A 24,341-nucleotide genomic window follows, 5' to 3' on the forward strand; every position below is an offset into this window, starting at 1 on the left:
GTTATTTTCTTATTATTGCGTTCAAATTCTTTTCAAAACTATCGATCAAGGCATTCATCGTCTTGTCGATCACTTTATCATTCAAGGTCTTATTTTCATCCTGGAGGATAAAACTCAAAGCGTAAGACTTCTTGTCTTCTCCGATATTCTCTCCCTCATAGACACTAAACACATTGATCCTCTTGATCAGTTTTCTTCCTATCGTCTGCGCGATCTCCATGATCTCACTAAACTCGGTTTTCTTGTCTATCACGAGTGACAAATCTCTTCTCACCTCTGGGAATTTTGACACCGCTTTATACAACGTTGTCTTCCCGTACTTCTTGAGCATTTTAGACCAGTTAAACTCAGCATAAAACACGCTCTGGTTCACACCTATAATCTTAGTCAATTTCGCTTTTAACTTCCCAAAAGACACCAAGACCACATTGTTCAGTATGATATCCAAACCATACTCAAACCCTTGACTCTGTGTAGGTACTGATTGAAAATCCGCTACGCTGAATTTATCTAATAATTTATGTACGATCGATGACAATTCATGAAAATCAGACGTCTTTTTATCCACATTCCAACTTTCCTCTGACTGATCCCCAGTCAAAAACAATCCAAGCTGCTGTTCCTCTTTATACTGATCGGCTTGTTTCTGATACACTCTACCAAATTCATAGAATTTCAGATTCGGTTGCTTCCGATTGATATTGTGCTTGAGCGCTTCCAAACCTGAGAATATCAGGGTGCGTCGCATGATTCCGAGTTCTTCACTTAGTTTGTTGAGTACTTCGACATTCTCATCAGCTTCCCAGTATCCTGCCTTCGCTAGATACTCAGGATTGGTGAGAGAGTTGCTCATGATCTCATTCATGCCAAGTGCAGAAAGATACAGCCCTGTCTTTTCCTGAATTTTCTCTCTATCTGGAGTGGGGAAATTGGCCAAGTAGCCGGCTGTGGAATAATCCCCTAACTCAATATTGTTATAGCCATAGATGCGCAAAATCTCTTCGATCACATCCGCTTCACGCGTCACATCGAATCGATATGGCGGCACATCTACTTGAAACCCCGTATCGGATTCATGACTGACTTCTATATCTAGGTGCTCCAAGATGGATTTGATTCTCTCCTTGGGTAGCTCGACACCTATCAGCCTATTGATATTGCGATACGACATTTGGATAGTAAAATCTTGAACCGTCTCTGGGTATATATCTATGATATCAGAGTTCACTTCTCCACCTGCCACTTCTTTGATCAAAATAGCTGCCCACTTCAAGGCATCTACCGTAATCCTCGGATCAGTACCTCGCTCATATCTAAATGACGCATCGGTTTTCAAACTGTGTCTCGTCGCAGTATTCCTCACATAGTCAGAAGAGAAATAAGCAGACTCTAGAAAAATATCTGTAGTGGTTGACTTGACCCCAGATTTAACTCCTCCAAACACCCCTGCGATACACATCTCTTCGGAGGCATTACAGATCATAAGATCTTTGGCGGACAATTTTCTTTCTTTCTCGTCCAATGCTACGAAAGGCGTACCCTCCTTTACTGTCTTGACGATTACTTTATTTCCTTCGATTTCACTGAGGTCAAAAGCATGAAGCGGCTGCCCCAACGAATGTAAAACATAGTTGGTCACATCTACGATGTTATTGACAGGAGTCAAGCCTATGCTGTTTAATCTAGCCTTGAGCCACTTAGGAGAATCTGCCACCGTGACGTTAGCGATGGTCAGTCCCGAATACCGAGGGCATGCTTCTGCATTTTCTACTTCGACTGTTATTGGTTTGCTTTGACTATCTACCTTGAAAGAAGACAGATCTGGAAACTTCGTGGGACGCTCAAAAGCAGCTTTGAGATCACGTGCCACACCGTAGTGAGATGCTGCGTCTGCACGATTAGGTGTTAGTCCTATCTCGATGACCGTATCTGTGGTAGGTTTAAACAGTTCGGCTGCAGGAGTACCATTGGGCAAATCAGTGTCTAAAACCATGATTCCATCATGAGAACTCCCTAGACCTAGTTCATCCTCAGCGCAGATCATCCCGAGAGAAACCTCTCCTCTAATCTTTGCCTTCTTGATTTTGAATGGGTCGCCTTCACTAGGATATAGCATAGCACCAACAGTCGCTACTACTACTTTCTGTCCCGCCGCTACATTAGGTGCTCCGCAAACTATGGGCGACAATTCATCTTGTCCAATATCTACAGTAGTCAGACTCAGCTTATCCGCATCAGGATGCTTGGCGCACGTTTTGACCTCACCGATCACCATCCCAGCCAAACTGCCTTTGATTTCTTCTACTTCTTCTAACCCTTCTACTTCTAATCCTGTATTGGTCAAGGTCTCTGAAATGACGCCTATTTCCTCTCCTAGATCAATATATTCCTTTAACCAATTAAGTGAAATCTTCATTTATATAAATAAGCTTTTTAGCTGCGGATAAAACAAGCCGTAAAATTAAGAAAATAAGGGAGTCTGAGCGGTAGAATTAGCTTCTTCTTTTTCGGATAAGTGTAGAGGCAAGCACAATCGCCATTCCGAACACCATCACCAGATACATCCACTTCGGATCACCCAGTCTGTAGGATCGCAAAAACTCAGAAGTAGCCAAGAAAATCAATAGAAACCCACCGAGGATTCCTAGGCGCTGCATAGTCTTAGGCTTCATTCTCTAGTTCTATAGTATTTTCCCAAAGTCTAAATTGTTCAATATCTTCTTTGATGCTATTATACACCCAAAAGATAATGGCCAAATCATCCGTCAATCCCAAAGCTGGGATAAAATCAGGAATCATATCTAATGGCGTGATAAAATAAAGCAATGCACCAACTGCCAATAACATCGTACGCCATGGCAATTCACTGTAGTGCCCTCTGACCTGCGCCTTGATCATTCTCAAAAAGACACCCACCTTATCTACTAGGTTAGCGATCTTGTCACTATTCCCGATTAGATCCGTCAGTCTATGCGTAGTGGTACTCAGTAGGTTATTGATTCTATCATTATCCTTCAACAAGCCTTCAGCTTTATCCTTATACTTTTTAAATACTTTTTCCTTGTTCATACTCATTCGAATTTAAAAATTCTGTTGTATTTCCTCTTTGATAAACACCAGTGCATAATCAACCTGAAGATGCTCTCGCTCCATCACTCTCTCAAAAACCTTTCTAGCCAAATCTATGCTCTTGGCATCCTCTCCTAAAGAACTCGCACATTCATTGACTATCATCACGATTTCTTCCATGGCACTACTGACCACTTCCCAGGCCTGCACACTCATGTACACCTGCTGAGAAACATTGTGAGAAAACTCTTCACGAACTTCGTGCAACAACACTTGATGAAACTCTAACGCACTCATTTCGCCAACGTTTAGTCTTACGATTAAATTCTTGGGCATGATACGCTCCAAAAACAGGCAAATCCGTTCATAAGCAGCCAGTCTGATGGGCAATACGACTTCAGTATTTTTTAATTTGATCTCGATCAACTTACTATCATACTCCTTTCGGATAAAAAGCCTCGTCATCAAAAACATAGCGTAAAGTACTGCGCCTGCTGGCAAGATAATTTTTCCGAATTCTATAAGTGCTTCCAATTAAATTTCGTTTATGTCTAAGTCAAAAATAAGTAATTTTGTCTTAGCAAAGCTACAAATCAATTCATGGATATAGAACCCGTCAACATCACCGCCAAAGCCGTCATAGAAGTCAAAAATATCATGGACAACAAAGGCATCCCCAAAGACTATGCACTGCGCATAGGTATCAAGGGAGGTGGATGTGGTGCGATGGGGTATGTGATAGGTTTTGACAAGGCCAATGATGCTGATATCAGCTATTCGCAGGAAAACATCCCGATTGTCATTGACAAAAAACACGTCATGTACTTAATAGGCCTAGAGGTAGACTTCATAGAGGAATCTGACGCGAGAGGCTTCAGCTTTAACAAGCCTGGCAACAACTAATTACTAAAGGTTCTCTAATCTGAGTGTGACAGAAGCTTTGTGACACACTCCTTTGATCGGAGGGTTGTGTTTACTCACGGTAGACTTCACTGATAGTATTAGAGGGAATTTTTCGAGGATTTGATGATTAATGGACATGGATAGCGTCTCTAATAATTTGGTAGGGACTTTCATAATCCCCTCTACGAGGCTGTAGATGATCTCATAATTGACTGTAGCGTCCAAATCCCCATCTTCAAAAGATTTTGGATCGGCAAGCTCAACTTCTACATCCACAGTATATTTATTTCCTATTTCTCTTTCTTGCGCATAAAATCCATGATGCGAAAAAAAGTCAAGCCCTTCCAGCTTTACTAGCATGTAATTAGTCTTCTAATTGATCGAAAAATGACAAATCCTTATTGGATACTTTCTTTTCTACCACCTTAGCAGCTGCTTTGGCTGCAGGCTTGACAGGCGTCCCCGCTTGATCACGAGAGATTGGGTTTTGATCCGAGATATAATTCTTCTTCACCTGTAGCTCATCATCTTCGGAATATTCAAAGCTCGAAGATTGATCCATATCCAGTTTAGCCTTAGGGATGGCTTTAGGAGTTGGTCTATTATACTCCTCTGCATCAAAATTAATTTCTTCCGCTTTGCTTTCCACTCTCTCGCTAGTCTCTCGAAGCATCTGTTTCACTTTTTTGAGATGCACTTCGATACCAGACTCCTGATACTTAGACTTCTCCACCTTACTCATCAGTTCACTAGACATGATTTTGAGTTGGGAGATCGCTCCATCTCGCATATTTTCTATGACACGGTAGTTCTCCTCGATCTCTTTCACCTCTTGACTCATCTCTTCGATGATCTCCTTCGCTTGATCTTCTGCCTTATCGATAAGTGCACGCGCTCTATTCTTGGCTTCACTGACCATCGCCTCAGCATTGATCTGCGTCTCCTTCATGTGTAGCTCAGCGGTCTTATTGGCTTGATCAATTACATTGGCTCCTGTATCTTCTGCTGTCTTTAGCGTCCTGAAGAGGGTAGTTTCTACTTCTCTCAACTTCTGCACTTCCTTTTCCAGCTTGGAAACATCCCCTTTGAGATCTTTGTTTTCATCCAACATTCTCTCCCACTCATGGGATAAAGAAATCAGAAATGCTGTGACTTCTTCCTTGTTGATACCACGGAAAGCCTTTTCAAAAGATTTTTGTCTAATTTCTAGAGGAGTAATTTTCATAACTTAAACTTTAAACCCTTTCCACAGGAATCCCTGTAGAATCGCTTAATTAATGAAAACCATTAAAATATGAGCTCGGTCCCCACTAATTAAAATTACATAATTAGTACGTAAATACTGGTGGCTTATTTATCTATAAGGGCGGCTTACTGTGCAATAATACGCATTATTTTGCAATATTAATATCCCAGACGGATATAGAGCGGTCGTCACTACATGAAATCAAGAATTGTTTAAACCCCGACCAAATCAGCTTGTTAACAGAGGTCAAGTGCCCTCCATGTCGTGCTTTGTCTATGACTTTAATCAGACGACGCTGTTCATAGTCCCATATCTTGATCGTCTTGTCCATACTAGCTGTAGCAAAATACTGATAGTCTGGCCTAAACACCACATCATTGATCGCGTACATGTGCGCATTGATACTTTCCAGTTCGTTCTCCTGCTGAGACACATCCCAGTATTTGAGTCGTGCATCTCTACTAGCAGTCAATAGCACTTGATCCTTTACGTGATGAGCCAATCCGAACACCGACTTCTCGTGTACCATCGTTTGATTTTCGATCTCAAAAGACTTCAAATCAACTCGAATAATCTGCCCATCACTTGCTCCTACGAAACATCTATCGTCTATAACTAATATCTCTCGAAGGTTCTTTTCAGACATGACTGAACGCTTAAGTACTTTTAGCGACTTCATGTCAATAATGAAGAACTCTCCTTCTGCACATGCTACCAAAATAAGCCCCTGAGTGTATTGAATATCATAGATTGCCAATTTGCCTAACTGCAACGACCCTGCTTCTGATCGATCTGACAACCTGATCAAATGAATCCCCTCATAGTTCTGACCAACAATTAGAATATCATGCTCTGGAACATAGCAAAGCGCATATACCGAAGAATCCACTTTTGCAATCAATCTACCGTTCTCGTAGTTATGTAGATCCCATTCGATCACATGCCCATCTCCCCCAGAGGAATAAAACAGATGATCTTCACCCCCTGGCTCTATGGTATATACAGCATCTTTGTGCCCCGTATAGGTATGAATTTTGGTTATTTCTACTTTGGGTAGTGTAGACATAAATCTTACAACGAAATAGCTTCTTTGATTTTTATCGCAGTTTGAGCCAGTTCCTCTGAACCAGGACATAGTTTAGGTCGAGCAAAATTCATGTCATCCATTACCTGGATAGGAATCAAATGCACATGTGCATGTGGCACTTCCAAACCGATCACGGTCACACCAATGCGCTGACATGGGATCACTTGTTCTATCCCTGCCGCTACTTTTTTAGCAAAACGATGTAGTCCCAACATAGTGTCATCAGGAAGATCAAAAATATAATCAATCTCCACTTTAGGCACTGCCAAGCAGTGCCCTTCTACCAACGGATTGATATCTAAGAAAGCAATAAAGTCATCTGTCTCTGCTATTATATGTGCAGGAATCTCACGGTTGATTATTCTGGTAAAGATGCTCGCCATGATAATTACAATCCGATTTCGAGTATCTCAAATTCAATATCACCTGCAGGTGCCTTGACGATAGCTTTCTCACCGATTTTCTTTCCCAACAGTCCTTTACCTAATGGAGACTCTACTGAAATTTTACCAGATTTGAGATCAGCCTCTGACTCAGCGACTAACGTATATTTCATTTCCATGCCACTCTTCACATTCTTGATCTTGACTGTACACAGTACAGATACCTTCGTCAAGTCGATCTGTGACGAATCCATCACTCTAGCGTCTCCTACAACTACCTCGAGTTTAGCAATCTTGAGTTCTAGCAAACCTTGAGCATCCTTTGCTGCATCGTACTCTGCGTTTTCACTAAGATCCCCCTTGTCACGAGCTTCAGCGATCTGCTTAGCGATATCTGTTCTTCCTTTTGTTCTTAATTCGTTGAGCTCATCCTTGAGCTTCTTCAATCCTTCTGCGGTATAATATGATACTGCCATTTTTTTTCTTATTGATATATATAAAAAAGAACGGCCTCATTTCTGAAACCGTTTCTTCATTTTTTCTACAAGCTTGAATGCAAAACTACGCAAAAACCAACAATAATCAATGATTACTGACTTACGCGTTGTTTTGCTTTTTGATCAAGTTCAATGCAGAACCTGCTTTGAACCATTCAATCTGACCAGCATTATACGTATGGTTTGCAAGGATGTTGTCCTCCGATCCATCGGCGTGCTTCGCTACAATCGTCAATGGCTTGCCTGGTGCGAATTCTTTTAAATCCACAAAGTCAAAAACATCATCCTCCTGAATTTTGTCATAATCTGCTTCGCTAGCGAATGTCAACCCTAACATCCCCTGCTTCTTCAAATTGGTTTCGTGGATTCTGGCGAAAGACTTCACCAATACTGCGATCACACCCAAGTGTCTTGGTTGCATCGCGGCATGCTCTCTAGACGAACCCTCACCATAATTATGATCACCCACGACAATCGTCGGGATTCCTGCTGCTTTGTAAGCTCTCTGCACATCTGGCACAGCACCATGCGACCCATCCAACTGGTTCTTTACACTGTCTGTTTCTCCGTTAAACGCATTCACAGCACCTGTGAGGGTGTTATTAGAGATATTATCCAAGTGACCTCTGAATCTCAGCCATGGCCCTGCCATAGAGATATGATCCGTCGTACACTTCCCTTTTGCTTTGATTAACAGTTTAGCTCCCGTGATATTTTCACCATCCCATGCGGCAAATGGAGACAACAATTGTAGGCGCTTGGAGTCGGGACTGACTGCTATCTCAACACCTGAGCCGTCAGCCGCTGGTTCCTTGTAGCCTGCATCCTCTACATCAAATCCTTTTGATGGCAGCTCTTCTCCTTTTGGAGGGTCAAGCTTCACTTGCTCCCCTTTGTCATTGGTCAAAGTATCCGTGATAGGATTAAATCCCAGATCACCAGATATCGCAATAGCCGCTACCATTTCGGGAGAGGTTACAAATGCGTGCGTATTTGGGTTACCATCTGCTCGCTTGGCAAAATTCCTATTGAACGAATGGACAATGGTGTTCTTTTCCTTTTTGTCAGCTCCAGCACGATCCCACTGCCCAATACACGGCCCACAGGCATTGGTAAATATCCTTGTTCCTAGCTTTTCGAAAACATCAAGAATACCATCTCTTTCAATAGTGTATCGCACTTGTTCTGAGCCAGGGTTAATCCCAAAATCTGCCTTGGGCTTGAGACCTTTGGCTACAGCTTGCTCAGCAATTGATGCAGCTCTGGACATATCCTCGTACGAAGAGTTGGTACACGACCCAATCAACCCCCACTCTACTTTAGTAGGCCAATCGTTGGCTTTGGCTTTCTCTGCCATCTCTGCAATAGGTGTAGCCAAATCTGGTGTAAATGGGCCATTCACGTGAGGGGAAAGGGTGTCAAGGTCAATTTCTATTACTTGATCAAAGTATTTTTCTGGATTAGCATATACCTCGTCATCACCCGTCAAGTGCTCTCTCATTCCGTTAGCTAAATCAGCCACTTCTGCACGGTCGGTAGCTCTCAAGTATCGCTCCATTGAATCATCATAGCCGAAGGTAGAGGTCGTCGCTCCGATCTCTGCCCCCATGTTACAGATGGTTCCTTTCCCTGTACAAGATAGGTTTTTAGCTCCTTCGCCAAAGTATTCGACGATCGCTCCAGTACCGCCTTTTACAGTGAGTATCCCCGCTACTTTCAAGATCACGTCTTTCGATGAAGTCCAGCCGTTCATTTTACCCGTTAGCTTGACACCAATCAGTTTTGGGAATTTCAACTCCCAAGCCATGCCTGCCATTACATCTACGGCATCCGCTCCACCGACACCTACAGCGACCATTCCTAGTCCTCCAGCATTCACGGTGTGTGAATCCGTACCGATCATCAGTCCACCCGGGAAGGCATAATTTTCTAATACCACTTGGTGAATGATCCCTGCTCCTGGCTTCCAAAACCCAATTCCATACTTGCTAGAGACAGAATCCAGAAAATTGAATACTTCATTGGAAGTATTGAGCGCATTTTGCAAATCTGCTGCTGCTCCGATTTTCGCCTGAATCAGGTGATCACAGTGAACTGTCGTAGGTACTGCGACTTTGGGTTTGCCCGCTTGCATAAACTGCAAGAGTGCCATCTGGGCCGTTGCATCTTGGCAGGCAATTCTATCTGGCGCAAAATTCACATAAGACTCCCCTCGTTTGTATTCCTCGTTTGGCACACCATCGTAGAGATGCGAGTAGAGAATTTTCTCAGACAGGGTCAACGGTTTACCTGTCAATTCCTTTGCCTTGTTGATTCTATCCCCCATTTGGGAATAAACCTTTTTTATCATATCGAGATCAAATGCCATAGAAAGTATTTTTTGCTTTATGAATTGTATTCCAATTTAACAATAAACGAGATATAATAAAGGGAGTTGTGGGATTGATCGCAAAGAAAGGCTGTTCTGCTAGGACTAGGGATTGCCTGATCTACGTGTTCGTGCCTCTGCGTCAGGCAATGGCGATGTGTTGTAAGTAAAGGTCAGGGTTGGTAAAGGTTTAGCGGAACGCTTTTCCACCATCCATTGCATGGTGGAAATAGGGTGGGCTTTCACCTTCTGTCCCTCACTTCATACATACCAGTACCTACCGCCTAATCACAAAAAGTGCTTTTAAACGGCGCTAATCCCCCTGTTTTAAGTGTTCCGATAAGGGCACTTGAAACATAATAATAAAATTCAAGTCTTCAGACTTGACCTTCTATAGAAAACATACCTCAACCAAGCCTTTTCCACCACTGTAGTCTATAGCACTTGAATACCGATAGTGCTCCGCTTCATTCACGACACCGGCCTCTACTGGATTCATATGTATGTAATTCAACTTTTCGTCTTTGAACTTATTAGTCTCTAACTCTTTGGGTTGGTTGCTTTGTCTCCAAAACTGATAAATTTTGTTATTCGAGTTTTTTGCACCTGCTGATTTAAAAATCCATAGCATCCAAGCCCTTCGACTCTCTTGGACATTGTTTTCTATGGATTTAAGAATTTTTGAGGCAGTAAATTTCTTGAAATCCCGAAGTACATCAGACAACTCGCCCTTACTCGAAGATATGATTAGATGAAGATGATTTGACATCAGGCACCATGCATCTATTTCTAAACCTTTTTCTTTTTGGCAATAGTTGAGACTATCGACCACTACATCGGCATACTGCCGCCTTGTGAAAACATCAATCCACTCCACTACGGCAAATGTGATGAAATATATCCCCTGTTGATTTCTGATTTTATATCCAGAGGAGTGCATTCAATAACTTGAAAATGGCATCATTGAAGATAAATAATTATTATCAAACAAGTCTGAAGACTTGCCTCTGATTCATACTTTCAAGTCTCGCTTTGCTAAGACTTAAAAGAGCGGGAGACACGGATAAACAGACCTAAAAGAACCTCTCTATTGTGACCGTCAATATGGCAGTTTCACTGCAAAAACACCCGCAAAAGTCCCGTTTTATCCTTCCCAAAAGTGGGGATGAAAGAACCTCAAGTGATTCTCAAAAGAAACACGTGTGTTTGACCGCCGAAACACACGTGTTTGGAGCTCGGAACACGTGTGTTTGATCGATCAAACACACGTGTTCAAAAAAGGAAACAAAAACCTCCCTCACGCCTTTTAAACGGCGTTTTTATTAGCTCTTGGGTATGAATCCACAGCAAGTAATGTCTTTGACCTATCTATTAGGGGGGGGCTAAAAAAAAACGGACATTCTGTCCGTATCTAGTTAGTCCTAAAAGAAGGGTAATAAAAAAGCCTGTTCTATTCCTAATAGTGATCAGGAACAAAACAGGCTTTAAATATATTCTCTATCTCGTGACTACTTCATCAGCAACTTACTCGAAGGCTTGAACTTCGTCAAGTTGATGCCTTTCACTGCTGCTTCGTATTCAGCCAAATTAGGCGTCCGACCCAATACAGTAGAAAGTACTACTACTGGTGTAGACGAAAGCAATGACTCTCCTTTTTTCTCTGTCGAGTCCTTCACGACTCTCCCTTGGAATAGACGTGTAGAAGTCGCCATGACCGTATCACCTGGCTCTGCCTTTTCTTGGTTACCCATACACAGGTTACAACCTGGGCGCTCTAGATACAGCATGTTTTCGTATTTGGTACGAGCAGCGCCCTTAGGTGCGTTATCGTCAAACTCAAAACCAGAGTATTTCTTTAGTACATCCCAGTCACCTTCGGCTTTCAGTTCATCTACGATATTGTATGTAGGAGGCGCTACCACGAGTGGCGCTTTGAATTCTACTTTTCCTTGTTGCGATTCGATGTTTTTCAACATTTGCGCAAGAATTTTCATATCGCCTTTGTGTACCATACACGAACCAATGAAACCAAGATCCACTTTCTTGTCTCCACCATAGTACGACAATGGTCTGATCACATCATGCGTGTATCGTTTAGATACGTCATCGTTGTTTACGTCTGGATCGGCGATCATTGGCTCTACGATTTGATCCAAATCAACTACTACATCCGCGTAATACTTGGCGTTTGCATCTGGAGTCAACGCCGGCTTCTCACCCGATCTGATCTCCGCTATTCTCTTGTTGGCAATGTTAATCAATCCTTGAAGCACTTGCTTCTGGTTGTCCATGCCCTTATCGATCATGATTTGGATTCTACCTTTTGCGATCTCTAGCGATTCGATCAAAGTCTCGTCCTCAGAGATACAGATAGACGCTTTCGCTTTCATCTCTGCTGTCCAGTCGGTAAACGTAAAAGCTTGATCAGCAGTCAACGTCCCGATGTGCACCTCGATGATTCTACCTTGGAATACGTTCTCTCCGCTGAATTGCTTCAACATCTGCTGCTGCGTGGCATGTACTACATCGCGAAAGTCCATGTAGCTCTTCATGTCCCCTTTGAAAGTCACCTTCACTGATTCTGGAATTGGCATAGAAGCCTCTCCCGTAGCAAGTGCAAGTGCAACAGTACCTGAGTCAGCACCGAAAGCCACACCTTTTGACATTCTCGTGTGCGAGTCACCACCGATGATGATCGCCCAATCGTCGATCGTGATATCGTTGAGTACTTTGTGAATCACGTCGGTCATCGCGTGGTATTCCCCTTTAGGGTCACGTGCTGTGATCAAACCGAAATCGTTCATGAATTTCATCAACTTAGGAATGTTCGCTTGCGCTTTGCTATCCCAAACTGAGGCCGTGTGACAACCCGACTGATAGGCTCCGTCCACGATTGGAGAAATCGTAGTAGCAGCCATAGACTCCAATTCCTGAGAAGTCATCAACCCTGTCGTGTCCTGCGACCCTACGATGTTTACTTCTACACGTACGTCAGACCCCGCATGCAATACTTTGCCTGGAGTCGTTCCCACAGCGTTTTTGTTGAATATTTTTTCTACAGCAGTAAGCCCTTGTCCCTCGTGAGAAACCTCTTTTGACGGAGCAAATACCACTGGCGCTTCGATACCTAATGTCTTCGCAGCGAATGTTTGAATCTTCTTACCAAATACGATGGCATATGATCCACCCGCCTTGATAAATTCTACCTTCTGAGGAGTCAACGAAGCAGATATGTCCATCAATTCTTGATCTCCGTTGTAAAGTTTCTTCTTCTTCGTATTGATTGTAAGTACTGTTCCGGTAGCTACAGAATAAGCTTCTTCCAATACTGGTTCCCCATCTGCATCCACGATTACTTTACCGTCAGCATCCGTCTTTTTTACCCAGTTTTTGAGGTCAATCCCGATACCTCCTGTCACACCTACAGTGGTCAAGAAGATCGGCGAAATGCCGTTAGTACCAGCAATGATCGGAGCGATATTGACGAAAGGAACGTATGGACTTGCTTGGATACCAGTCCATAGCGCCACGTTATTGACTCCTGACATCCTAGACGAACCGACACCCATGGTGCCTTTCTCAGCGAGTAGCATGACACGCTTGTCAGGATGCTTTTCTTTCAGAGCAGTCAGGTCGCTTTGCATTTGCTTGTTGTGCTCGAAGATACACTGACCGTGCAACTCACGATCTGATCTAGAGTGGGCATCACCTCCTGGTGATAACAAATCTGTAGAAATATCTCCTACACCCGCGATGAAAGTCACGATTTCGATTTCTTCTTCTACATCAGGTAGTTCAGTGAAGAATTCCGCTTTTGCATAACTTTCTAACAACTCTTTGGCGATGGCGTTACCGCTTTCATACGCCTGCTTCAAACGATCGTAATCCGCATCATACAAGAATACCTGCGTTTTCAGCACCTTAGCAGCTTCTTGCGCAATAGATGCGTCATCAGCAAGCGCTAGGTCAAGCAGCACCTCAATAGAAGGACCACCCTTCATGTGAGACAGCAACTCAAAAGCGAAAGTAGGTGTAATCTCCTCTACTACCGATTCACCAAGAATGATCTCTTTTAAAAATTTCGCCTTCACACCAGCAGCACTTGTGGTACCTGGCAAAACGTTGTAAATAAAGAATTTAAGAGAGTCTTCCCTGCTAGCGTTTCCTGAATCTTTAATTTGTGAAATGATTTCACTTAGCAATTCAGCACCGTCAATTGGCTTTGGGTGAAGCCCTTCACCTTTTCGCTCTTCGATCTCCTTGATGTAATCGTTGTAATGAGTATTCATATTTTTGAAGTCTATTCAATATCTAAAGGTGGACACCTAAAAGTCGCAGCCTGTACAACCAGATTCCTTTCCTCCGTAAATTAATTGAAGCAATTTTTAGATTTTATCATCTCAGAACCTAAAACCATATTGCTCAGTTTGTTTTTAAAATTAACAGTTGTATTTGGGGACAAATGCTTGTTTTGGGTCGCAAAAGTAAAAAACATTCAAGGTATTTTGAGTGAATTACCTACAAATAACTACGTAGAACATTTTACAGTTAATAATCTAGATGAATTCTAAATAACAAAAGCTAACCTATCTGCACAACTAGCTTTAAACAAACAGTGTTCGTACACGGTGTTAAAACCAGCCAAACCTATATAAAACCCTTACTCCTTCATACTCACGATCTCACTCAGTGCAAAACGTAGCATTTAACCCAAAAAACTTCACTCCTATGACCTCCTACTCATCAACCCAAATTTGATCTTAAAAGCAGTTTTATCATCCAGAGTCACGTACTTTGCAACACACATCAGCCTCGGCTGAAACGTCATTAAGTGCTGTTAAAATGAAAGAATCAAAAAAATCACGTCCTCCCAAAGCCAAACTACACCCCAGAAACCAGCACCAAGGCCAGTATGACTTTGCGCTTTTGATCAAGTCGAACCCTACGCTAGCAGAGTATGTCAAACCCAATGACTATGGCACTGATTCTATTGATTTTTCTAATCCCAAAGCTGTCAAAGCACTCAATCAATCGTTGCTCCAGCACTACTACAATATCGATCTATGGGACATCCCCGAAGGGCACCTGTGCCCACCCATACCAGGCCGTGCTGACTACATTCACCACATGGCTGATCTATTATCCAACAATGGCGTGATCCCAAAAGGGCAAAAAATCCACTGTCTAGATATAGGCGTGGGAGCAAACTGCATATACCCACTGATTGGAAACCATGAATACGGTTGGTCATTTGTGGGGTCAGACATTTCCCCTGAATCGATCCATTCCGCTCAGATAATACTAAATGCAAACCCAAGACCTAAAAGCGCTATATCCCTTCGACTGCAGGCCAATCCAAAATTCCTCTTCACAGGTATTATCAATCAAGGAGAGGTGTTTGATTTAACGATATGTAACCCTCCGTTTCACGCCTCAGCAGAAGAAGCGCTCCAAGGATCGAAACGAAAAACACGAAACCTCAAACAAAAAAGGAACACAAAGACGGTCTTAAACTTCGGGGGACAAAGCAATGAGCTATGGTGCAATGGTGGAGAAAGGGTTTTCGTCTACAACATGATTCAAGACAGTATACAGCATGCTACATCTTGTCTATGGTTCTCCACACTACTCTCCAAAGAAAGCAACCTCATCCCTACCCGTAAAACACTAGAAAAAGCAGGTGCAGTGGCTATTAAAGTCATCCCTATGGGACAAGGCAACAAAACCAGCAGGATCGTGGCATGGTCTTTTCTATCTAAAGAACAACAAGACACATGGAAAAAACTCCGCTGGCCAAAATAGCAATTTGCAAGACCGCTATACCGACCATCGATACTAAAGGAGTGATCCATATCGTTTACCATAAAAATGCTTTAATATGAAATACACAATACTACTACTCTCCGCATTACTACTAACCATCTTTAGTTGTGATGAGCTTGACAAGCTAACACAGTTCAACATGAAATACAGCGAATCGATCACTGTACCTTCCAGTACTGTCATAGACTTTCCCATTAATCTATCCACTCCTTCGATCGAGTCAAACACTGAATCAACCTTTGCGGGTAACAATACAAACAAGAATCTAATAGAGACAATTCGTTTGGACGAAATGACCTTAACTATTCAATCTCCTACCTCTGGAGATTTCGGTTTTCTCGAATCAGTACAGTTGTTCATCAATGCTGATGGACTAGACGAAATAGAAATCGCTTATCTGGAAGAGGTCCCTGCGGACGCGAGTAATACAATATCACTGGAAACCACAGGGGTCAACCTCAAAGATTACCTCCTCAAAGACTCCTTTCAGCTCCGAATGAAATCAAGCACCGACGAAACCATCGAGTCTGATCATGAAATCCAGATCAACTCTACTTTCTTCGTCGACGCGAAGATTTTAGGACAGTAAAGACATAGAAAAAGCGAAGGGATATCCCTTCGCTTTTTCATTTTCTTGATTATTTCGTCTTGAAATGGTGTTACACATTGAAACGGAAATGCATGACATCTCCATCCTCTACCACGTATTCTTTTCCTTCTATAGCCAACTTACCTGCTTCTTTGCATCCATGCTCAGTTTTGTACTGTACATAGTCTGGTATTTTGATCACTTCTGCTTTGATAAAGCCTTTTTCGAAATCGGTATGAATCACTCCAGCAGCTTGCGGTGCCTTCCACCCTTTCTTGATCGTCCAAGCCCGAACTTCAGTCTCCCCAGCTGTGAAATAAGTGATCAAATCCAATAGACCATAAGCTGCTCTGATCAGCTTATCCAATCCAGACTCCTTCAATCCATACTCTCCTAAGAACATCTCTTTCTCTTCTGGTTCGTCGAACTCGGCGATCTGTGATTCGATCGCTGCACTCACCATCACGACTTCAGCATCCTCATCAGCTACAGCTGCTTTGAGTGCTTCTACGTGCGCATTACCTGTTAGTATCGAACTTTCTTCCACGTTGGCTACATAGATCACAGGCTTCACAGTCAGCAACTGCATATCAGCTATCGCTTCCTTTCGCTCAGGAGTCAACTCAAGCGAACGAGCGTTCTTACCAGACTCGAGCAAATCCTTGTACTCTTGTAGTATTGCCACCAAGGCTTTTACCTTGGCATCACCAGACTTGGCGAGTTTGACATTCTTATCTATTTTCTTATCAACAGACTCCAAGTCCTTGATCTGCAATTCTGTATCAATCACTTCTTTGTCAGACACTGGATTAACCACCCCATCGACATGCACGATATTGTCATCATTGAAGCATCGGGTCACATGAACGATGGCATCCACCTCACGGATATTCGCTAGGAATTTATTCCCTAACCCTTCGCCTTTGCTTGCTCCTTTGACCAATCCAGCAATATCTACGAACTCCATGACTGTTGGCAAAACCTTCTGAGGACTAACCAGCCCTTCTAGAATCCTGAGTCGTTCGTCGGGTACCGTGATCACTCCCACGTTGGGTTCGATGGTACAAAACGGAAAATTAGCTGCCTCTGCTTTGGCATTGGATAGCGCATTGAAAAGAGTAGACTTACCTACATTCGGCAACCCTACGATTCCACATTTCAACCCCATTTACTTTATTATTTTGATACTTGAAAAACTTGATAACTATTGAACCCGTCTCTGATTTCCATCACTGATACCCGAATAATCGTGTAGACCGGAATGGCTGCAATCATGCCCGAAATCCCCGCTAAACTAGCGGCCGCAAAGATAACAACAAATATCTCTAACGGATGTGCTTTGACACTTTTAGAAAAGATCATAGGCTGCAGTACCACATTATCCATCACCTGCACTACGGCAAAGACTGATACGATCTTTACAATCAGTATCATAGTAACCTCATCTAACGCGAAATGACCACTAGAAGACAGCCCTACTAAAATCCCAAAAACAGACCCGAGCAAAGGCCCTAAGTATGGAATCAAATTGGCCAAGGCAGCAAATACAGCAATCGTCAAAGCATAGTTTACCCCAAAAATAGACAAGCCTATTCCTGCAATAGAAAATATTGCCAACATCTGTAGTAGTAAACCTATGAGATAGTTAGACAATAAATGTTCGATTTTATGAATTGCAGAAATAAATAACTCGAAATACTGATTGGGCACTATGGAGATCAGCAATCTGCTAATAATTCCATTTTCTAGAAGGAGAAAAAATGTAATAAAACTCAATGCCATAAAGGAAACAAACACTCCTCCTGTCATGGTCACTACATTGTTCAAAACACTTTGAAAATTAATATCTCCGAGTACTTCTACCGTAGACCGCTTGATTGTCGAAGTGAAAGTGTGGTCTTCTGCACTGATCAGATTGTACTCTATCAAAAACTCCTCAGTTGCGACGATCGGCTGTGACAGGTGCTTGTACACTTCATCAAAGCTAATACTCGATATCACATTGATTTGCTCTACAATCAATGGAATGAAAAGCAAGATAAACAGTGCTATGACACCAATCACACTACAAAAAGAGAGAAGAATAGCCAGTACTCTAGGCACTTTCATTCTAAAAATATAGGTTCGACTGATGAAATTCGTCATCGGTCGAAGAATGGTCGCTAATACAATGGATATACAGATATACATGAAAATATCTGAAAACAACCATGCACTAAAGATGAACAGTGAAGTGATGAGTATGAGCGACAGGAGTGTACGATTGATCATGCGTTAAAATAAAAAAAGCCCTTGGTGGTATCCAAGAGCTTCATGATTTCTTTAAGTGAAATTATTAGTCCCAATTCAGGTCTGAATTACCACTGGTAACACCTACCCTTTCTGATTTATGATTTTCGTCTTGTTCTTCATTATCCTCATCGAAAGCATCAAAATCCACTTCTGGCATCAGCTCCTCTTTGACATGATCAACGGTTTCGGTGAATGCCTTCATAAATTTGTTAAAATCTTCTTTATACAAGAAAATCTTATGCTTTTCATAGAAGAACCCATCATCCTTGTACCTACGTTTACTCTCTGTGATCGTAAGGTAGTAGTCATTAGATCGGGTCGCCTTGACATCAAAAAAGTAGGTTCTTTTCCCTGCCCTTACCCTCTCTGAGAAAATCTCAGTTCTTTCGTTGTCTTTATTCTCTTCCACTTTTCAGTTTGTTTTGGTTTCCGACAAGTCGGTTCACTTAGTTGATTAGTTTTTCTAAAACATCCAATATAAGCTAAAATAATTAACAAATCCAATAGGACACCCATAATCTAAATCGATATATTCACGCCCGAAAACCAGCTTACTAAATCCTCCTATTTTATCTACATTACTTGATATATATAGACTATAGTCGGTAGTTTTAAGTTTGAACAAAGAATAACCTAGAGACCTTGAAGCTAGAAATAGACATTAATGCCATCAAAGAAACAGCTAACATAGAGCTGCTAGCCAAACAAATGGTGGAAGGTTTCATCACTGGGCTACACAAATCTCCCTACCATGGTTTCTCTGTAGAGTTTGCAGAGCACAGCCTCTACAATTTCGGAGACAGCACCAGAAACATTGACTGGAAAGTCTACGCCAAGACCGACCGACTCTATACCAAAAAATTCGAAGAAGAAACAAATCTCCGCTGTCACATCGTCCTCGACACCTCTTCATCGATGTATTATCCAGAACCTTCTTTGGGTAAAATTCGGTTCTCAGTACTAGCAAGTGCAGCACTTGCGTACTTGCTTCACAAACAACGTGATGCCGTCGGACTGTTTACCTTTTCGGATCAGATCACTTTCCAATCCGAAACACGATCTACAGGAGCACATCTGCACAATCTACTCGGACATTTTCAGCGCTTATTCGAGGAAGTACCAGAACATCAAGCTACCGCTGTAGCACAAACCCTACATGAAATTGCTGACAAAATCCCACGTAGATCGTTGGTGATTTTATTCTCAGACATGCTACATAATCAGAAGGACGAACAAGAGACTTTTGCTGCCCTACAGCACCTCAAGCACAACAAACATGAAGTACTTGTCTTTCATGTCAACGATAGTCAAACTGAGCATGATTTTGATTTTGAAGACCGGCCTTACAAGTTTCAGGATCTAGAAAGTGGAGAGATCGTCAAGCTAAGTCCCGCTGAAGTACAGTCGAGCTACAAACAGCAGATGAAAGAATACATGACCGAGCTACAGCTCAAATGCTCACAACTCAAAATAGACTTTATCGACTGTGATATCCATCAGAGTTTTGACAATGTACTATCACAATATTTGATTAAAAGATCAAAAATGAGATAACTCATGGAAAACCAACGCAACAATGCCATCGCCAATGCGGCCAACTGGATCATCATCACTGTCACAGCTTTGGCAGTACTCCTTTATTTCGGAAACTTCCTGAAAACATTTGCTATGGCAGTACTGATCTGGTATCTGATCAAAAAACTCAGAGACACGATCGGCCTGATCAAAGTTGGAAAAATCAAATTACCTAAGTGGCTCATCACCACCTTGAGTAGTGTGATTGTGTTCTTGATTATTTATCTGATTATTCAAATCATCGGCTCCAATATTCGGAAGCTTACTCAAGAACTTCCCCAACATAGCGAAAACATCAACATTGCGCTTCAATACATCGAGACTCAGTTTGGGATCGAAGACCTTTCTCAAAATTTTTCGAAATTCATCGAGAAATACCAAACCGAGATGTTGGGATACGCAGGGTCTTTTGCTGGGGCAGTGGGAAAATCCCTAATGGTGATCGTCTATGTTATTTTCCTCCTATTGGAAGAAAGCCTCTTTGGCATCAAAATAGACAAAGTCCTAAAAACAACACAACGAGGAACCAACATTCAGAAAATTGGAAGTGCCATTACCCTGCTTTTTGACCAGTACCTGTCTGTCAAAATTTTCACCAGTTTCCTGACAGGGTTATTGAGTTATTTTGCTCTGCTAATTCTAGGAGTAGAACTAGCGGGACTATGGGCTTTTCTAATTTTCCTATTCAATTTCATCCCTACCATAGGATCAGTAATTGCAACCGCTTTCCCTGCACTGTTTGCCTTAATGCAAAACGGTACTATGAACATTTTTGTCTTAGTTCTCATCTTGGTGGGCGGTATCCAAGTCCTCGTAGGGAGTCTAATAGAACCCCGCATCATGGGCGAAAAACTAAACATCAGTCCACTGGTAGTTATATTGGGGCTTGGCCTATGGGGATTCATCTGGGGAGTGATAGGCATGCTACTCTCTGTCCCCATCACCGCCACGATGATCATCGTATGTAGTCAGTTCGAGAACACCAAGCCCATCGCTATCCTGCTATCCAAAAATGGAGACATAGGATTAATCAAAAAAGAAGTTGAGGACATAGAGGTAGACGAAAATCTATAACAGAAATGTTGAAATAATTATTTTAACATTTCTCAATCCTCAGTATCAAACCTATCAGAGTTCTATTTCATAGAGCAAAATGAATTTTTACCTTTGCGGAAAAAATTGATGATTGCAGGGTTTGCAAACTGGAGAAAAAAGAAATTAAAGAAATCAATCCATCCAACATACTGCCTCAAACAGCCTACTGGGCAAGAGTTAAAGACAAGCAAGGGTTTCAGCCCAGCGGCTTTCAACTAACTGTATCAAAAGACCTCCTATACAATAATTCAGATTCAAAAAATACTCAGGACGACCTGCTCGTATTGATCAAATATATTAGTAGCGATCTGTGCTATGCATACGTCCCTCACGGCCCTAAACTCGAACCTATCCTAGAGAACCAAGGCTTGTTTTTGGAGCAATTATCTGAGACGATCAAACCCTATCTACCTGTCAACTGCGTATTTATTCGCTATGATCTTCTGTGGCAAAACCAATGGGCCATAGAAGACGACTACTTTGACACATCTGGACACTGGCAAGGGCCACCTCAAGACCAAGTGCAGGAAATGAGAGTAAACTATAAGACGCACCACTGGAACTTAAGAAAAAGCACCAGTGACATGTTGCCTAAAAACACCTTCTTCCTAGACTTGACACAAAGCGAAAACGAGCTAATGTCCAACATGCGCTACAACACACGCTACTGCATCAAAAAAGCCATCAAACATGGGATTCAGGTCAAGGAATATGGAGTCGAGCACATCAGTGAATGGTACAAGCTCTATCACGAGACAGCACTTCGTCACGGCATGCCGCTACAAGACGAAAAGCATTTTGCAGACATCTTGAAAAACCAAGACAGCAGCCACAAAGGTGTCAATGTCAAAATGCTCATGGCCGATATAGATGGGAAGTATATGGCATCCATGTTTTTGGTCTCATCCCATAGACGTGGCAACTATCTATACGGCGCATCATCCACCAACAACAGAATGGCCAGCTACGTGCTACAATGGGAATCCATCAAAATCGCGAAATCCATGGGCTGCACCGAGTACGATATGTTCGGTTCTGCTCCCAATATAGACAATGCCCACCCACTACATGGTGTGCATATCTACAAAAAAGGATTTGGCGGAGATCTACATCATCGAATGGGCTGCTGGGACTATCCTTATAGTCAGCAAGAGTATGACCTGTTTCGACTACAAGAGCTGGGCAACAACTAGGCTTTTTCCTTACGCATAAAAGTGTCTAGATTTTTGCGAGCGGTTGCTCGTAGCTTATTCTGAAAGAAAGGTGTCCAACCCACGGTATAACCAAGAGAGCCAAAAGCCATTCGTGCCCATCGATAGAGATCAAATCGATCCGTGTGAGCAACAATTAATCCATCCTTGAACACAAAGCTTGCGTGAATTTTATTCGATACTTTTCGACCTGTTTTGGAGAAAGAATAATTAGCACCCCAGTCAACACTCCCGTGTTCTCCTTCGGCAATCACGTTATCAAAAAATATCTCTAAGTCCGATCCCGCCTTGATTAGCATCTCCCACATGGCACATGCCTCTTGGTAGTTCAGTACACCAAAAACAGGGTCTTCAAATCTAAGATCAGGGTGATAACATTCCTTCATTGCATGCGCATCCTTTTGACTAAATGCCTTATAAAAATGCTCTATTAATCCAATATGACTCATGGTTTCATCTTTAACACTTTGTACAGTAATTTATCAAAACCCCGGTCAGACATAAACATACGAGGCAAAGTATATTTCAAAAATTTGTTCCTCACCACCAATCGAAAAGTCTTGGGTTTACGCTGTGTAAACGTTTTGAAAAGCAATTCGCTTAAAACCTCCACCGGGATCGCTCCACTGGCTTCTCGCTCGGTAAGCTGATAAAACCGCATCAAGGATTTGCCATATGGTGACTGCTGCAGCTTCTCACTAGGCTCCTCTACTTTATCCCAAATCGGCGTTTTGATCGCCCCTGGATTCAAAACCACTACATCTATCCCAAACAACATCAACTCTCTCCGCAATCCTTCGGAGTAGGCATCCACAGCTGCTTTCGAACTACCATAGGGCGTCATAAAAGGCATTCCGCTACGACTAGCCACCGAACTGATATTGATAATCTTTCCAGGATGCATCACGCCTCCATCCTGCGCACCCAGAAGTGGCAGAAAGGCATTGGTCACCGCTACCAGTCCGAAAAAATTAACCTCGAACTGTCTGCGAAAATCATCAGCGGTCAAACACTGAACAGGTCCTGTCACAGCAATCCCCGAGTTATTGACCAGCAACTGAAGCCCTTGGTCTCCACACTCGCTCGTCACTATTTTGGCAGCCTGATCTATCGCTTCCTGATCCGTCACGTCGATGAGTAAAGGTCGAAAGAATGCACCAAACCGCTCCACGAGTTGATCGGCATCTTCCATTTTGCGCACACTACCAAAAACTCTATAACCCTCAGAGATAAATTTCTTGGTAGCATAGTAACCTATCCCTGTTGAGACCCCTGTGATCAGAACATTACCCTTCATCTTATTTCTTATTTAGTACCCGTCTAAAGTTATCACAAAACACGGCAGTAGACACGCCCACATTCAAAGACTCTGCACCACCATAGGCTGGTATCTTCACTTCCTGATCCAACTGAGCGATCAGTGCTGGAGCTATCCCCGTCGACTCATTACCAAACAGAATCAAAGCGGGTTCTTTGAAACTCACACGGTGTATATCGTCTCCATTCAGCGTCGCACCATAGCATGTTTCCATTTGACCTACTACCTCTGGCAAATCAGCGTACACCACTCTGACACGTGCAAAAGATCCCATCGTGGCAGAAACCACTTTCGGATTGTAGCAGTCCACCGAATCAGGTGAACACACGATGGTATCAAATCCATACCAATCTGCTATCCTAATGATAGTGCCCAGATTACCAGGATCTTTAACCCGATCAAAGCCCAACATAGATCTGCTATAATCCAAAGCCTGTTCTTGAGGAATTTCGGCGATGGCCAGTGCTGCATTATTATTGGTGAATACACCGACCTTACTCAGTTCCTTCTCTGATACCACGGTGCAGGCGACAGCTGCCGCAGCGACCTCCTCTCGATAGTTACCCATAAAGGTCTCCGTGACAAAGCACCGATCTACCCTCAATTCTGACCGAATCAACTCTAGCACATTTTTTGCCCCTTCGACAATAAAACGGTTTTCGAGTTTTCGAAATTTTTTTAATTGTAATGATTTAATGAATTTTGATTCTTTGTTTGAGATCATTCAAATAGAGTCTTAAAAGCACGTTTATTTCTACTGTCAAAGCGTACCCAAATACTGACAATAGTTTATATTCAAACTTACATAGAATCTTGCTGATAGCATACAATAGATATTAATTCCAAAAAGACCACAGGTCTACTGTTCTGACTAGTATTTTACAA

General features: G+C 42.4%; 24 protein-coding genes. 6 read left to right on the forward strand and 18 right to left on the reverse strand.

The window, feature by feature from the left end; translation table 11 throughout:
* Nucleotide 1: 1 nt before the first annotated feature.
* From pheT to BUB99_RS05865, 4 genes are all read right to left on the reverse strand, one after another.
* Nucleotides 2-2,416: a phenylalanine--tRNA ligase subunit beta gene (gene pheT / locus BUB99_RS05850; RefSeq protein WP_073120315.1), complete on the reverse strand. Its 2,415-nt coding sequence runs from the start codon at nucleotides 2,414-2,416 to the stop codon at nucleotides 2-4.
* A gap of 76 nt (nucleotides 2,417-2,492) precedes the next feature.
* Entirely contained in the window at nucleotides 2,493-2,672 is a 180-nt protein-coding gene (locus BUB99_RS05855) for a hypothetical protein (RefSeq protein WP_073120317.1), read from the reverse strand.
* Nucleotides 2,662-3,069, reverse strand: a complete 408-nt coding sequence (locus BUB99_RS05860; protein WP_073120319.1) for a YkvA family protein — start codon at nucleotides 3,067-3,069, stop codon at nucleotides 2,662-2,664. The genes BUB99_RS05855 and BUB99_RS05860 overlap by 11 nt, the downstream gene beginning before the upstream one ends.
* 12 nt (nucleotides 3,070-3,081) lie before the next feature.
* Complete coding sequence (locus tag BUB99_RS05865) at nucleotides 3,082-3,603, reverse strand: DUF7935 family protein (RefSeq protein ID WP_073120321.1); 522 nt, start codon at nucleotides 3,601-3,603, stop codon at nucleotides 3,082-3,084.
* Between the two features lie 66 nt (nucleotides 3,604-3,669).
* Here BUB99_RS05865 and BUB99_RS05870 point away from each other — a divergent pair, with 66 nt between their 5' ends.
* The gene (locus tag BUB99_RS05870) at nucleotides 3,670-3,972 is read left to right on the forward strand and encodes a HesB/IscA family protein (RefSeq protein ID WP_073120323.1); all 303 of its coding nucleotides are present in this window, start codon (nucleotides 3,670-3,672) and stop codon (nucleotides 3,970-3,972) included.
* 3 nt (nucleotides 3,973-3,975) lie between these two features.
* Here the strand turns inward: BUB99_RS05870 and folB are convergent, their stop codons facing one another.
* From folB to BUB99_RS05910, 8 genes are all read right to left on the reverse strand, one after another.
* Nucleotides 3,976-4,332, reverse strand: a complete 357-nt coding sequence (gene folB, locus BUB99_RS05875; RefSeq protein ID WP_073120324.1) for a dihydroneopterin aldolase — start codon at nucleotides 4,330-4,332, stop codon at nucleotides 3,976-3,978.
* A 4-nt stretch (nucleotides 4,333-4,336) separates the two neighbouring features.
* Nucleotides 4,337-5,197, reverse strand: a complete 861-nt coding sequence (locus BUB99_RS05880) for a DivIVA domain-containing protein (RefSeq protein ID WP_073120326.1) — start codon at nucleotides 5,195-5,197, stop codon at nucleotides 4,337-4,339.
* Nucleotides 5,198-5,363: 166 nt separating this feature from the next.
* The gene (locus BUB99_RS05885; protein WP_073120328.1) at nucleotides 5,364-6,284 is read right to left on the reverse strand and encodes a WD40 repeat domain-containing protein; all 921 of its coding nucleotides are present in this window, start codon (nucleotides 6,282-6,284) and stop codon (nucleotides 5,364-5,366) included.
* 5 nt (nucleotides 6,285-6,289) lie between these two features.
* Entirely contained in the window at nucleotides 6,290-6,688 is a 399-nt protein-coding gene (locus tag BUB99_RS05890; RefSeq protein ID WP_073120330.1) for an HIT family protein, read from the reverse strand.
* A 5-nt stretch (nucleotides 6,689-6,693) separates the two neighbouring features.
* Nucleotides 6,694-7,164: a transcription elongation factor GreA gene (gene greA, locus BUB99_RS05895; RefSeq protein ID WP_073120331.1), complete on the reverse strand. Its 471-nt coding sequence runs from the start codon at nucleotides 7,162-7,164 to the stop codon at nucleotides 6,694-6,696.
* A gap of 121 nt (nucleotides 7,165-7,285) precedes the next feature.
* The gene (locus BUB99_RS05900; RefSeq protein WP_073120333.1) at nucleotides 7,286-9,553 is read right to left on the reverse strand and encodes an aconitate hydratase; all 2,268 of its coding nucleotides are present in this window, start codon (nucleotides 9,551-9,553) and stop codon (nucleotides 7,286-7,288) included.
* Nucleotides 9,554-9,944: 391 nt separating this feature from the next.
* On the reverse strand, nucleotides 9,945-10,493 hold the full coding sequence (locus tag BUB99_RS05905) for an REP-associated tyrosine transposase (protein WP_073120335.1): 549 nt from the start codon (nucleotides 10,491-10,493) through the stop codon (nucleotides 9,945-9,947).
* Between the two features lie 568 nt (nucleotides 10,494-11,061).
* Entirely contained in the window at nucleotides 11,062-13,842 is a 2,781-nt protein-coding gene (locus BUB99_RS05910) for a bifunctional aconitate hydratase 2/2-methylisocitrate dehydratase (protein ID WP_073120337.1), read from the reverse strand.
* Nucleotides 13,843-14,395: 553 nt separating this feature from the next.
* Here BUB99_RS05910 and rlmF point away from each other — a divergent pair.
* Together rlmF and BUB99_RS05920 are read left to right on the forward strand one after the other, a co-directional pair.
* Nucleotides 14,396-15,355: a 23S rRNA (adenine(1618)-N(6))-methyltransferase RlmF gene (gene rlmF, locus BUB99_RS05915; protein WP_073120338.1), complete on the forward strand. Its 960-nt coding sequence runs from the start codon at nucleotides 14,396-14,398 to the stop codon at nucleotides 15,353-15,355.
* A 76-nt stretch (nucleotides 15,356-15,431) separates the two neighbouring features.
* On the forward strand, nucleotides 15,432-15,965 hold the full coding sequence (locus tag BUB99_RS05920) for a hypothetical protein (protein WP_073120340.1): 534 nt from the start codon (nucleotides 15,432-15,434) through the stop codon (nucleotides 15,963-15,965).
* A 70-nt stretch (nucleotides 15,966-16,035) separates the two neighbouring features.
* On the opposite strand, the gene ychF is transcribed toward BUB99_RS05920, so the two are convergent.
* The 3 genes from ychF to BUB99_RS05935 all read right to left on the reverse strand — a co-directional run bounded on the left by ychF (nucleotide 16,036) and on the right by BUB99_RS05935 (nucleotide 18,666).
* On the reverse strand, nucleotides 16,036-17,133 hold the full coding sequence (gene ychF / locus BUB99_RS05925; protein WP_073120342.1) for a redox-regulated ATPase YchF: 1,098 nt from the start codon (nucleotides 17,131-17,133) through the stop codon (nucleotides 16,036-16,038).
* 8 nt (nucleotides 17,134-17,141) lie between these two features.
* Nucleotides 17,142-18,236, reverse strand: a complete 1,095-nt coding sequence (locus BUB99_RS05930; protein WP_139280906.1) for an AI-2E family transporter — start codon at nucleotides 18,234-18,236, stop codon at nucleotides 17,142-17,144.
* Nucleotides 18,237-18,300: 64 nt separating this feature from the next.
* A complete protein-coding gene (locus BUB99_RS05935) occupies nucleotides 18,301-18,666 on the reverse strand; it encodes a DUF3276 family protein (protein ID WP_073120343.1) in 366 nt (121 codons plus the stop codon).
* 233 nt (nucleotides 18,667-18,899) lie between these two features.
* Between BUB99_RS05935 and BUB99_RS05940 the strand changes: the two genes are divergently transcribed.
* The 3 genes from BUB99_RS05940 (at nucleotide 18,900) to BUB99_RS05950 (ending at nucleotide 22,120) form a co-directional block, all read left to right on the forward strand.
* Nucleotides 18,900-19,811, forward strand: coding sequence for a DUF58 domain-containing protein (locus tag BUB99_RS05940; protein WP_073120345.1), 912 nt, complete (start codon nucleotides 18,900-18,902; stop codon nucleotides 19,809-19,811).
* A gap of 3 nt (nucleotides 19,812-19,814) precedes the next feature.
* Complete coding sequence (locus tag BUB99_RS05945; RefSeq protein ID WP_073120347.1) at nucleotides 19,815-20,906, forward strand: AI-2E family transporter; 1,092 nt, start codon at nucleotides 19,815-19,817, stop codon at nucleotides 20,904-20,906.
* A 170-nt stretch (nucleotides 20,907-21,076) separates the two neighbouring features.
* Nucleotides 21,077-22,120, forward strand: coding sequence for a lipid II:glycine glycyltransferase FemX (locus BUB99_RS05950; protein ID WP_245816810.1), 1,044 nt, complete (start codon nucleotides 21,077-21,079; stop codon nucleotides 22,118-22,120).
* Here BUB99_RS05950 and BUB99_RS05955 read toward each other — a convergent pair.
* From BUB99_RS05955 to BUB99_RS05965, 3 genes are read right to left on the reverse strand one after another with little or no spacing between them, the layout of a single operon-like run.
* The gene (locus tag BUB99_RS05955) at nucleotides 22,117-22,587 is read right to left on the reverse strand and encodes a nuclear transport factor 2 family protein (protein WP_073120350.1); all 471 of its coding nucleotides are present in this window, start codon (nucleotides 22,585-22,587) and stop codon (nucleotides 22,117-22,119) included. The two genes, BUB99_RS05950 and BUB99_RS05955, sit on opposite strands and share 4 nt — an antisense overlap.
* Nucleotides 22,584-23,435, reverse strand: coding sequence for an SDR family NAD(P)-dependent oxidoreductase (locus BUB99_RS05960; protein ID WP_073120352.1), 852 nt, complete (start codon nucleotides 23,433-23,435; stop codon nucleotides 22,584-22,586). Before BUB99_RS05960 ends, BUB99_RS05955 begins: the two co-directional genes overlap by 4 nt.
* 1 nt (nucleotide 23,436) lies before the next feature.
* Nucleotides 23,437-24,180, reverse strand: a complete 744-nt coding sequence (locus BUB99_RS05965; protein WP_073120354.1) for a TrmH family RNA methyltransferase — start codon at nucleotides 24,178-24,180, stop codon at nucleotides 23,437-23,439.
* Nucleotides 24,181-24,341: the final 161 nt, after the last annotated feature.

Origin of the sequence: Reichenbachiella agariperforans (assembly GCF_900142205.1) — a bacterium.
GTDB lineage: Bacteria > Bacteroidota > Bacteroidia > Cytophagales > Cyclobacteriaceae > Reichenbachiella > Reichenbachiella agariperforans.